Genomic DNA, 12,207 nt, shown 5'->3' on the forward strand with positions numbered 1-12,207 from the left:
CTTGCCCCCGGCCGCTCGACGCGACTGAAAGGGAAGCCGATGTCCTCTGCCCCGCCCGTTGCCTGGCATGCGCTGCCGCCCGAAGAGGCGCTGGCAACGCTGTCCGTCGAAGCGACCGGGCTGGACCAGCGCGATGCCGAGGCCCGGCTGCGGCGCTATGGCCCCAATGCCCTGCCCGAAGCGCCGCGCCAGCATCCGCTGCTGCGATTCCTGGCGCATTTCAACAGCGTGCTGATCTATTTCCTGCTGGGTGCGGCGCTGATCGCGCTGCTGCTGAACCACGGCATCGATGCTGCCGTGATCCTGGCCGTGGTGCTGGTGAATGCGGTGGTCGGCTTCATCCAGGAGGGCAAGGCCGAAGAAGCGCTGGGCGCGATCCAGGACATGATCGCGCCGCATGCCATGGTGCTGCGCAGCGGCGAACGGCGGGTGGTGGCGGTGCCGGAACTGGTGCCGGGTGACATCGTGCTGCTGGAAGCGGGCGACCGGGTGCCGGCCGACATCCGGCTGCTGCGCGCCCGCGGCCTGCTGATCGACGAGGCGGCTCTGACCGGCGAATCGGTCGCGGCGGAAAAGCATCAGACGCTGATCACCGCCGACGCCGGCATCGCCGACCAGAGCAACATGGCCTTTTCCGGCACGCTGGTGGCCGCCGGCCAGGCGACCGGGCTGGTGGTCGAAACCGGCAGCCATACCCAGATCGGCCGGATCAGCGGCATGCTCAAGGCGGTCGAGGTCGGCAAGACGCCGCTGGTGCGGCAGATCGACGATTTCGCCCGACTGATGACCTGGTCGGTGCTGGCCGGTGCGGTCGTCCTGTTCCTGTTCGCAGTGCTGGCGCGTGGCTTCCACTGGGTCGATGCACTGATCGCGATCGTCGCCCTGTCGGTCGGCGTCGTGCCGGAGGGGCTGCCCGCCGTCATCACCATCACGCTGGCGATCGGCGTGCAGCGCATGGCCGCGCGCCAGGCGGTGATCCGGCGCCTGCCGGCGGTCGAGACGCTGGGTGCCACATCGGTGATCTGCACCGACAAGACCGGCACGCTGACCCGCAACGAGATGACCGTGCGTCACCTGCTGCTGCCCGACGCGGACCTGCATGTCAGTGGGTCGGGCTATGCGCCGACGGGCGCCATCAGCGCGGCCGAGGGCGGTGACGATGCCGAGGCGCTGGCCGATGCCGCGCCAATCCTGCGCTGCGGCCTGTTGTGCAACGATGCCCTGCTGCGCCAAGCGGATGACGGCTGGACCGTGCAGGGCGACCCGATGGAGGGCGCTCTGGTGGCGCTGGCGATGAAGGCGGGGCTGAGCGCCGACCATGTGCGCGACGAATGGCCGCGGATCGACGAAATCCCGTTCGACGCCGCCTATCGCTTCATGGCGACGCTGCATCGCGCGCCCGATGGCAGCAGCGCCATCTTCATCAAGGGTGCGCCCGAAGCGCTGCTGGCGATGGCCGGGGCGGATGTCGCCGCCTGGGACGCGCGGCTGTCGGCCGCCGCCGACCGGGGCGAGCGCCTGCTGGGCTTTGCCGTCAAGCGGATCACGGGAGCGCCCGACCGGATCGGCTTCGACGATCTGAAGAACGGGGTCGAGCTGCTGGGGCTGATGGGCTTCATCGATCCGCCACGCGACGAGGCGCGGCAGGCGATCGCCCAGTGCCGGTCGGCCGGCATCGCGGTCAAGATGATCACCGGCGACCATGTCGGCACCGCCATCGCCATCGCCCGGCAACTGGCGCTGGACGATGATCCCCAGGCGATGAGCGGCGCCGAGGTCGAGGCGCTGGATGATGAGGCGCTGGCGGCGCGGGTGCGCGATGTCGACGTGTTCGCCCGCTCCTCCCCCGAGCACAAGCTGCGCATCGTCCGCGCGCTCCAGTCGCACGGGCTGGTCGTCGCCATGACCGGCGACGGCGTCAACGACGCGCCTTCGCTGAAACAGGCCGATGTCGGCACGGCGATGGGGATCAAGGGCACGGAGGCCGCCAAGGAAGCGGCCGAGATGGTGTTGCTGGACGATAATTTCGCGTCGATCGTGGCGGCCGTGCGCGAAGGGCGCACCGTCTATGACAATATCCGCAAGGTCATCAGCTGGACGCTGCCGACCAATGGCGGCGAGACGCTGGCGGTGGTGATCGCGATCATCGCCGGCTTTGCCCTGCCGATGACGGCGACGCAGATATTGTGGATCAACCTGGTGCTGACGGTGACGCTGGGGCTGGTGCTGGCGTTCGAGCCGACCGAGCCGGGAACGATGGAACGGCGGCCCCGTGCCGCCGGTGCCCCCCTGCTCTCCCCCTTCCTGCTGTGGCGCATCATGCTGGTATCGGTGCTGATGGGGGCGATGGCGCTGGGGATATTCTTCTATGCCCAGCATGTCGGCCACGACATCGACACGGCCCGGACCATGGTGGTCAACATGCTGATCGTGGGCGAGATATTCTATCTGTTCAATGTCCGCTTCCTGCACATGCGATCGCTGACGCTGCGCGGCGCGATGGGCACGCCGATCGTGCTGGCGGCGATCGTGGCGGTGGTGATCGCCCAGCTGCTCTTCACCTATGCGCCGTTCATGCACGATATTTTCGACAGCCGGCCGCTGTCGCTGACCGACGGGCTGATGATCATCGGCCTGGGCGCGGCGATGTTCGCCGTGCTGGAACTCGAAAAGCTGGCCGCCCATCGGCTCGCCTGGTTCGAGGATATCTGACCGCCATTATCCACAGTCCAACAGCCGCAGAAGAAGGAGGAAATCATGCCGACGACCATGCGAGCCGCGATTGCCCGGACGTTCAAGGCGCCGCTGACGATCGAGGAGATAGCGATACCCGAGCCGGGGCCCGGCGAGGTGCTGGTGAAGATCGCCGCCAGTGGCGTGTGCCATACCGATTTGCACGCGATCGATGGCGACTGGCCGGTGAAGCCGACCCTGCCGCTGATCCCCGGCCATGAGGGCGTGGGCCATGTCGTGGCGCTGGGCGCGGGCGTCACCGACCTGAAGGAGGGCGACGCCGTCGGCATCCCCTGGCTGCATGATGCCTGCCGCGCCTGCGAATATTGCGAGACCGGCTGGGAAACGCTGTGCGAGCGGCAGCATAATACCGGCTACAGCGTCAACGGCACCTATGCCGAATATGCGATCGCCAGCGCGCCCTTTGCCGGCCGCCTGCCCGACAGTGTCGACTTCGTGACGATGGCGCCGATCCTGTGCGCGGGCGTCACCGTCTACAAGGGGCTGAAGGAGACCGAGGCGAAGCCGGGCGAATGGGTGACCATTTCCGGCGTCGGCGGGCTGGGCCATGTCGCCGTGCAATATGCCAAGGCGATGGGCCTGCATGTCGTCGCGCTGGACATTGGCGAGAGCAAGCTGGAGCTGGCCCGGTCGCTGGGCGCGGACCTGGCGCTGGATGCGCGGGCCGACAATGTCGTGGCGGAAGTGCAGAATGCGACCGGCGGCGGCGCCCATGGCGTACTGGTGACGGCGGTGTCGCCCCCCGCCTTTGCCCAGGCGATCGCCTGCACCCGCCGGCGCGCGACCGTCAGCCTGGTCGGCCTGCCGCCGGGCGATTTCCCGACGCCGATCTTCGACGTGGTGCTCAAGCGCGTGACCGTGCGCGGGTCGATCGTCGGCACGCGGCGCGACCTGGCCGAAGCGATCGCCTTCGCGGTCGAGGGCAAGGTGAAGGCGCATGTGACGCCCCGGCCGTTCGACGATGTGAACGCCGTGCTGGACGAATTGCGCGCCGGCAAGGTGGACGGGCGCATCTCGCTCACCCTGTAACGGGCGGGTGATGGCCAGGCGCGGGCGGTGCATGCCGCCCGCGCCGCCGGTCAACGGCGCGCTTCGAAGATGGAGATGCGGCGCGGCTGGCGCGGCTGCACCGCCTGGCCCAGTTCGCGTTGCAGCATGGCCAGCATCCAGGCGCGGTGCCGGGCCATGAATTCGGGGAAACCCTCTGCCTTGGCCGGGTCGAACACCGGCACCTGCCAGTCGGCCGGCTGATCGAGATAGGGCGGGATCACGTCGCCCGCCGCCTCGGCCGGCAGGTCGACATGGCTGCCCCAGTAGCGATTGTCGCGGAAGCGGATAAATTGGGCCGGGGCAAAGCCCGCCTTGATGAGATAATCGGGGCCTGACCGGCCGCTCTCGCTGCCATAGCGGGCGGTGCCGGCGACCTTGAAGTCATTTTCGACGATGCGGACATCCTGCGCCCAGCCATCCCAGTTGGTCGCCACCACCATCTGCACATCCATGCCCTTGCCGACATGGATCACATTCTTCTCCACCAGCACGTCGGAAACATTGCCGGCGAGCTGGAAGATGCGCAGCGCGTCGTTGCGGCTGACATTATAGCGCGCGACGGTGCCCCGATTGCCCAGATTATCCTTGTCGTTGCGACCGGGCGAACAGATCAGCAGGAAGCCGCCGGCATTGTCGTGGCTGTAATTGTAGAGCAATGTCGTGCGGCGCGAATTGAAGTCGCTGTCGAAGCCCTGTCCGTCATAGCGGGTGCGGGTATAGGCGGCCTCGTTGAGCTGGATCAGGCTGTTGTCGGTGCTCCACTGCCAGATGCCGGCATTATAGCCGGGTGCTCGGGCACCGGCATAGCGCACGATATTATGCTCGATCAGGGCGCCGTCGGTGCCGCGCGGGACGATGCCGTCGCCGCCAATATCCTCGACCAGATTGTCGCGGATCACGATCTTTTCGCTCGGGAACCAGTCCTTGGCGCTGATCCGGTCGGCGATGCCGGCAATGCCGGACCGGTCGACCTTCCAGACGATATTGCGTTCGATCACCAGATCCTGAAAGCGGGTCGGCAGCTTCTTGCCGGTCGCGCTGAAGACGATGCCGCCATTATCCTTGCGATCATTCACGCCGCGCACGTCGTGAATATACATGTCGCTGATGCGGATGCCGCGCGTCACGCCCCGGTCGACCGCCGAGACCAGCACGCCGAAACGCTGGGCCGGGGCAGGATTGTCGTTGGTGACTTCCAGCCCGCTGACGCTGACATATTCGGCGTTGATGACGCCCACGCCATGGGGCGAGACGCCGCCCGCATCGATGCGCGGCCGTGCGCCGGTACCGAAGGCGGCGACGCTGATCGGCGCGCCGGATCGGCCCGAGCGGGTGATGGTGAGCGGCTCCTGCCAGCGCGATCCGGCCATCAGCAGCACCTGATCACCCGGCATCAGCGGATAGTCGCGCACCCGCGCCAGGCTGCGCCAGGGCTGGTCGGCGGTGGTGCCGGCGGCGCGATCATTGCCGGTGGCGCTGTTGACATAATAGGTCGTCGCCTGCGCCGCGGATGTCGCACCCGCGGTCAGGACCAGGAAAGGCAGGAAGATTGTCAGCGCCCGGCCATGCCGGCTTTTACCCATGATCATATTGCGCGCCATTCTATCGGTCGCGCGCTGAATGCAAGGTGAAGTCGCCTCAGCCGGGTGTGCGGCAGGCCTGGCGCAGGTCGATTTCGGGTGCCGGGGATGGGGCAGCGGGGAGAGCGATGCCCTGTGCCTGCGCCACCCGTTCGATGATGCCACCGCCGCCCGGCAGGGCTTCGGCCTGGGCATAGGCCGGGTCGGCCTCCGCCTTTGCCAGCGGAATATAGCGCGCGCCGGCGGCATCGAGCCGGGCCATGACATCGGGCAGGGTGTCGGCGGTCCAGGCGCCGACATGGAGCAGCAGCACATGCGGGATCGGGCGGCCATGGACGCGCTGGGCATTGGCCTTTGCCCGCGCGATCGCCTGATCGACCACGGCCAGATAGTGGCGCTTCATCGCCGCGATCATGCGATCGTCGCCCTGCGCGCGGCAGCGGGCATAGGCGTCGCTATAATCCCAGTCCTCGAAAGCCAGGCTGACGCTGGCGATGCGATAGCCGCGCCGTTTCAGGAAGGCGGCGGCGCCGTCATGGCGGGTCGCGTCCTTGCCGCTCGACAGGTTGGGGAAGCGCAGCCAGTGCCAGTCCCCTTTCCCCATATGCCGTTCCAGCGCCGGCTCGCCCGCGATCACATCCGCCTGCCAGGCGTCGAGCGAGGGCGCGCCGTCGAGATTCAAATGGCTGTAACTATGGTTGGCGAGCGGATAGCCGGCCTGGCGCCAGAGCGTCAGCACCGCGTCCGACGCCGGATCCTCCGCCAGTCCGCGCGCATTGACGAAGCCATAGGCCTGCGCGACATGATGCGCCTTCAGCGTCGCCAGGAAGCGGCGGGCGATGTCGGCGCGGGTGGTGCCGGGCGGCAACTGGCCATGGGCAGGCAGATCATCGACCGTGATCGCGACATCGAACCGGGGCGGATCGCCCGCCTGCGCCGCCGCTGCGCTGCCCAGCAGCAGGCAAAGGGCCATGGCCCGCTTCATCATTCCTGCCTCTCCCGCTGAATGTCCGCAGCGGTCCTAGCCGGGTCGCGGGGATCATTCGAGCAGTTTCAGCACATCCTGTTGCCGGGCATTGGCCTGGGCCAGCATCGCCGTTGCCGCCTGCGACAGGATCTGGCTCTTGGCGAGAGCGGTGGATTCGGTGGAGAAGTCCGCATCCTCGATCCGCGAGCGGGCGTCGGTCAGGTTGACGATATTGGTGTCGAGCTGGCTGGAGATGGATTCCAGCCGGCTCTGCGCCGCGCCCAGATTGACGCGGGCGGTCGAAATCTGCGCCAGCGCGGCGTCGATCACCGCCAGCCCCTGCTGCGCGGTCACGCCGATCTGGGCGTAGGATTTATAGTCGGAATCGGTGAAGGCGACATAGCCTTCCGGGTCCATCCAGCCAAATCCGCCAAGATCATTGGTGCGCTCGACGGCAGCCACACCGACATCATAGTCAAGCGTCAGGTCGATATTGCTGATGCCCACGAAGCGCATCGTGCCGTTCACCGCAAGGTCGGTGCCCAGCAGGGTGAAATCGTCGCTGTTGCTGCGCAGGGTCGGCAGGGTGATGGCGACATTGTCGGTCGCATTGGCGCCCGCCTGGACATTGATGACGGTGCTGCCGGCACTGTGAATGAGCTCGTTGCGATAATTCACATAGCCGTTGTGATCGAGGAAATCGCCATCCGCATTATAATCGCGGGCGGCGACTCCCTGCGCGGTGTTGGAAAACAGGTTCACGCCGTTGAACTCGCTATTCTGCAGCAGCGCGTTGATATGGGCGACGGTCTGGTCCATTTCGGTCTGGAGCGCGGCGCGATCCTCCGGCCGGTTGACGCCATTGGCCGCCTGGAGCGTCAATTCGCGCATCCGCTGCAAGCTGTTCTGAACCTCGCCCAACACGCCTTCGGCGGTCTGGGTCAGCGATATGGCGTCGGCCGCGTTGCGCTTGGCCACTTCCATGCCGCGCAGCTGGCTGGTCATGGTCTGGGCGATCGCCATGCCGGCCGCATCATCCTTGGCCGAATTGATCCGCTTGCCGGTCGACAATTTCTCGCTTGCCTGGCCCTGGGCCTTGGTGGCCGCCTCGATCGCCCGCTGCGCGCGCAGCGCCGCGCTGTTGGTTCCGATCACGCTCATAGGATGTCCTCCATCCATGCCAGGCAGGAAGATGCCGGCGTCTGTGGGGCCGGGCGACGCGGGTCGCAGTGCGCCGCCCGGCAACCGAAGGGCGTTGCCCCCAAACGGTCGCCCCCGTGATGGCCGCGTCACAGCGCCCGGCCTATCCGGTTAATTCCCGGATAAGATTGAAACGGCAGGGAATTTCCCGGCTTGGCAGGCGGGTGATCCGGGCTAGGACAGGGCCATGGCCACCCTGTCCCCCATGAGCGCCCGGCCGCGCCCTTTTCGCCTGGAGGCGCGCGCCATCGACTGGCGGCTGGTGGCGCTGCTGCTGGCCTATCCCTTCGCGTTCAAGCTGGCGCATATGGCGGCCAGCCCGTGGGGCGGCGCCCATTTCTTCAGCCTCTGGTATCCCGCCGCCGGCGTGCGGCTGGCGCTGCTGTGGCGGATCGGCGCGCGCTTCACGCCGGTCCTGATCGTCGAGGAATGCGTGATCCAGTTGCTGACCGGCACGATCGTGTGGGGCGGTCCCGAATTTCTCAACCAGCTGGGCGGGGTGGCGCGCGCGCCCGCCGCCTATGGCCTGATGATCGCGCTGGTGCGCTTCATCGAACGGCGCAGCCGGTCGGAACTGGCGATCGCGCCGATGCCCTTCGGCCTGGCCGCGGTGCTGGCGCCGACGCTGGTGTCCTTCACCGCGGGCTTCTGGGAATGGCTGTGGCCCGGCGTGTCCGGCACCCTGCCCAGCCAGCCGGTCGCCACCACCATCGCCGCCTTCCTGGTCGGCGACCTGCTGGGCGTGCTGCTGGTCGCGCCGCCCCTGCTGTGGATCGGCACGCGCAATGAAGAGGCGCGGCGGCTGATGCAGATCGGGCGCGGGCGCGCGGTCGAGGCGGCCGCCGTCTTCGTCTTTGCCTGGCTGCTCGCCTGGGGGCTCGCGCGGGTCGAACCCCAGATCGCGGTCACGCCGGTGCTGATCGGCGCGATCTGGATGGGGCTGCGCTGTGGCCGGCTGGGCGCCTGGATTGCGATCATCCTGTCGGCCGCGATCATCCTGCCCTGGTCGGCACCATTGTCGGCCAGCGCCACCCGCTTCGCGCTGCACATGGGCCTCGCCGCCATGGCGATCGCCACCTATCTTGCCGGCAGCTTTGCCGAGGCGCAGATACGCGCCCGCGAGGATATCGCCCGGCGCGACCGCATCCTGTTCCAGGCCGAACGGCTCAAGACGCTGCGCGCCATGTCGGTGGCGATCATCCACGAGATCAGCCAGCCACTGTCGACGCTGGCGATCGAGACCCGGCATCTGTCCGCCCTGTCGCGCGATCCGCAGCCCGACCTGGCGGAGATGCGCGAGAGCATCGAACTGGTCGATCGCAAGGCGGCTTTGCTGGCCGACATGGTGCGACGGCTGCGCAGCTTTGGCGGGCGCGCCGTCGATGAGCCATCGCCGATCATCGTTGGCCAGATGCTGCGCGACTGTGCCGGCATGGTCGGCGGCGAGGCGCGCAGCCTGGGCTGCGCCATCAGCCTGCCGCCGATGGATGCACGCTTGCAGGTCACCGGGCATGAGATCGAACTGACCCAGATATTGCTCAACCTGCTGCGCAACGCGATGCTGGCGGCGCCCGGATCGACCATCGAGATTGCCCTGGAAAGCCAGGCCGATCAGGTGACGATCCATGTCGCCAACCCGGTCCCTTCCCCCTCCCCCGACTATGGCGGGATGGGCATCGGCCTGCTGGTGGCGCGTGCCATCGCCGACGCCCATGGCGGCACGCTGACCCGCGACATCGCGCAGGGCCGCGCGCGCGCCAGCCTGTCGCTGCCCCGCACGGAGCCCAGCCATGACTGACCCGGCCGATCCCGCCATCATCCATGTGGTCGATGACGATCCTGATCTGGGCCGGGCGGTGGCGCGGCTGCTGGGGCGGCACGGCTATCGCACCCAGGCGTTCGACACGCCCCGCGCGATGCTGCGCGCCCAGGCCGACGAGCCGGCCCATTGCCTGGTCACCGACGTGATGATGGCGGACATGGACGGCTTTGCCTTTGCCGAGCGGATGCGGGCGCAGGATCCGGCGGTGGCGATCATCTTCATGACCGCCTGGCCGACCACCAGCAGCGCGGTGGATTCGGTGCGCCGCTATGGCGGGCTCGACTATCTGGAAAAGCCGATCGACGAGGGCCGGCTGCTGGCGGCGGTGGCGGAGGGTGCGCGCTGGAGCCGGCAGCGGCGCGGGGCGCTGGCCCGGCTGGCGCCGCTGACCCCGCGCGAGCGCGAGGTGCTGCACTGCCTGGCCGAGGGGATGAGCAACAAGATGGTCGCCGCCGCCCTGTCGCTCAGCCCCAAGACGATCGAGGATCATCGCGCCGCGATCGTCGCCAAGACCGGCGCCAGCAGCCCCGCCGCCCTGATCGCCCTGGTGCGGGAGGCGAGCGGCACCGAGGGCTAGATTGTCTTGTTGTGCGCGGCGATGGTCGGGCTATCTAGGCCGATGATCGATCCCCGCGCGCTTCGCACCTTCCTCGCCGTCTGCCGTGCCAACTCGATCAGCGGCGGCGCGCGGCTGCTCAACATCTCCCAGCCATCGGTGTCCAATGCGATCGCGCAGCTGGAACAGTCGGTCGGCGCAGCCCTGTTCGCCCGGTCGCGCAGCGGCATCAGCCTGACGCCGGAGGGCGAGGTGCTGCTGCGCCGGGCGGAGGCGGTCGACAGCCTGATCAGCGGCGCGGAGGAGGAATTGCGGCTGGCGCGCGTGGGCGTGACCGGGCCGCTGCGGGTCGGCGGCACGCCGGGCGCCCTCGTCAGCCTGCTGCCCGACGCGGTGCGGCGGCTGGAGGACAAGATGGGCCATTTCGCGCTGCACGCGGTGGAGCGGCCCGACCATGACCTGGCCGACATGCTGCACCGGGGCGAGATCGAGCTGGCCTTCGTCACCACGGGGCTGGAGGAGCCGCCCGAGGGGATCGAGGAAATCACCTTCGCGCAGGATCCGTTCGCGCTGGTGGTCGGGCGCCGCAACGACCATCTGCCCGCCGAGGTGTCGCTGCGCGACATGATGGCCAGGCGCTGGGTGCTGCCGGAGGCGCGCGGCGCCTTTCGCCGGCAGATCGACGCCCTGTTCATGGCGGCGGGCGTGCCGGTGCCGCAGGACGTGATCCGGTGCGACTCCCTGCTGACGACCAAGGCGATGGTGCGGAACAGCAGCCGGCTGACCATCCTGCCAATGAAGGTGGCGGCGGCCGAACTGTCGATCGGCGTGCTGCGCGCGATCGCGATCCGCGAAGCGACCTTCCAGCGCAGTATCGGCATCCGCAAGCTGAAGGATGCGCGCCTGTCGCGGCTGGGCGAGGCGCTGCTGGACATCATGATCCATAGCTCCAAACTATGACGTTCCCAAAAATCATTATTATTCTTGCGTATAAATTCGGCGCATAAGGGCATTCAACAAGAGACTTCGGGAGAGCCCTCGTGCGGCAGCTGATCCGCAATATTGCGATTTTCGACGGGACCGGCAGTGCGCCCTTCCCCGGCGCGGTCCTGATCGAGGGCGATCGCATCGCCGACATTCTGCGCGACGAAGCCACGATCGATGCGGCCCAGGCCGACATGGTGATCGACGGCCAGGGCGCGACGCTGATGCCCGGCATGGTCGACGCCCATACCCATCTGACCTGGGGCAGTTCGGTCGAGAAAATCTATCATCAGTTCATCCTGCCGCCCGAGGAGCTGAAGGTCGCCGCCTGGCGCAATGCCCGCGTGCTGCTCGACCATGGCTATACCAGCCTCTATTCAGCCGGCGCGCTGGGCGACCAGATCGAACCGGAACTGGCCCGCGCCATTGCGGCCGGTGAAACCCCCGGCCCGCGGCTGGTGCCCTCCACGCTGGAGCGCAGCCCGGAAGGCGAGGAAGGGGTCGAAACCGGCGATGTGTTCAACGGGCGGGGGCCCGAAGCGATGCGCGCCTTCGTCGCCTATTGCGCGGCGGAGGGCGTCAAATCGCTCAAGCTGGTGATTTCGGGCGAGGATGCGCTCAAGCCCGGATCGTCGCAGGATATCCTCTACACCGACGCGGAAATGATCGCGGCCGGCGAGGCGGCGAAGGAGGCGGGCCTGTGGATCGCCACCCATGCCTATAGCCCGCGCGCCATCAATCTGGCGCTCGAAGCCGGCGCCCGCATCCTCTATCATTGCTCCTTCGCCGACGATGCGGCGGTCGACGCCATGGCGGCGAAGAAGGACGCCATCTTCTACGCCCCCGGCCCCGGCGTATCGGTCGCCGCGCTGGAGGCCAATCCGCCGCCCCATATCAATATGGCGTCGATGAAGGCGAGCGCAGCCGAGCGGCTGGAACTGGAAAAGACATTGGTGCCCAAATTGAAGGCGCGCGGCGTGCGTGTCCTGCCCGGCGGCGACTATGGCTTCCCCTTCAACCCGCATGGCCGCAACGCCCGCGACCTGGAGCATTTCGTCACTTATTATGGCTTCACCCCGGCCGAGGCGCTGCACGCCGCCACCATGCTGGGCGGCGAGCTGATGGACCAGCCCGTCGGCCAGGTGAAGCCCGGCTATCTCGCCGACCTGCTGCTGGTCGAGGGTGATCCGACGACGGACGTCCGCCTGCTGCAGGATGCGGCCAATATCAAGATGATCATGCTGGGCGGGCGGATGCACAAATCCCCCGTGCCCGAGCCCCTGACGGTCTGACC

9 protein-coding genes are annotated in these 12,207 nt (G+C 67.8%); 6 read left to right on the plus strand and 3 right to left on the minus strand.

Annotated elements, in window-relative coordinates; all coding sequences use genetic code 11:
- Positions 1–39: 39 nt before the first annotated feature.
- Both ACI6S0_RS14545 and ACI6S0_RS14550 read left to right on the plus strand, forming a co-directional pair.
- Positions 40–2,712: an HAD-IC family P-type ATPase gene (locus tag ACI6S0_RS14545; RefSeq protein ID WP_434403493.1), complete on the plus strand. Its 2,673-nt coding sequence runs from the start codon at positions 40–42 to the stop codon at positions 2,710–2,712.
- A gap of 45 nt (positions 2,713–2,757) precedes the next feature.
- Positions 2,758–3,783 carry a zinc-dependent alcohol dehydrogenase gene (locus tag ACI6S0_RS14550; RefSeq protein WP_069335445.1) on the plus strand — a complete coding sequence of 342 codons (1,026 nt, stop codon included), beginning with the start codon at positions 2,758–2,760 and terminating at the stop codon, positions 3,781–3,783.
- 50 nt (positions 3,784–3,833) lie between these two features.
- On the opposite strand, the gene ACI6S0_RS14555 is transcribed toward ACI6S0_RS14550, so the two are convergent.
- Genes ACI6S0_RS14555 through ACI6S0_RS14565 form a run of 3 tightly spaced genes read right to left on the minus strand, consistent with a single transcriptional unit; the run spans position 3,834 to position 7,512 of the window.
- On the minus strand, positions 3,834–5,393 hold the full coding sequence (locus ACI6S0_RS14555; protein WP_434403494.1) for a right-handed parallel beta-helix repeat-containing protein: 1,560 nt from the start codon (positions 5,391–5,393) through the stop codon (positions 3,834–3,836).
- Positions 5,394–5,442: 49 nt separating this feature from the next.
- Complete coding sequence (locus ACI6S0_RS14560; protein ID WP_434403496.1) at positions 5,443–6,372, minus strand: polysaccharide deacetylase family protein; 930 nt, start codon at positions 6,370–6,372, stop codon at positions 5,443–5,445.
- Between the two features lie 51 nt (positions 6,373–6,423).
- Positions 6,424–7,512, minus strand: a complete 1,089-nt coding sequence (locus ACI6S0_RS14565) for a flagellin (RefSeq protein WP_434403497.1) — start codon at positions 7,510–7,512, stop codon at positions 6,424–6,426.
- Between the two features lie 226 nt (positions 7,513–7,738).
- Between ACI6S0_RS14565 and ACI6S0_RS14570 the strand changes: the two genes are divergently transcribed.
- The 4 genes from ACI6S0_RS14570 (at position 7,739) to ACI6S0_RS14585 (ending at position 12,205) form a co-directional block, all read left to right on the plus strand.
- Positions 7,739–9,349: a sensor histidine kinase gene (locus ACI6S0_RS14570; RefSeq protein ID WP_434403498.1), complete on the plus strand. Its 1,611-nt coding sequence runs from the start codon at positions 7,739–7,741 to the stop codon at positions 9,347–9,349.
- Entirely contained in the window at positions 9,342–9,950 is a 609-nt protein-coding gene (locus ACI6S0_RS14575) for a response regulator transcription factor (protein WP_434403499.1), read from the plus strand. Before ACI6S0_RS14570 ends, ACI6S0_RS14575 begins: the two co-directional genes overlap by 8 nt.
- 42 nt (positions 9,951–9,992) lie before the next feature.
- Entirely contained in the window at positions 9,993–10,889 is an 897-nt protein-coding gene (locus tag ACI6S0_RS14580; RefSeq protein WP_434403500.1) for a LysR family transcriptional regulator, read from the plus strand.
- An 80-nt stretch (positions 10,890–10,969) separates the two neighbouring features.
- A complete protein-coding gene (locus ACI6S0_RS14585; RefSeq protein WP_434403501.1) occupies positions 10,970–12,205 on the plus strand; it encodes an amidohydrolase family protein in 1,236 nt (411 codons plus the stop codon).
- Positions 12,206–12,207: the final 2 nt, after the last annotated feature.

Origin of the sequence: Sphingobium sp. DN12 (genome assembly GCF_051058005.1) — a bacterium.
Taxonomy (GTDB): Bacteria; Pseudomonadota; Alphaproteobacteria; order Sphingomonadales; family Sphingomonadaceae; genus Sphingobium; species Sphingobium yanoikuyae.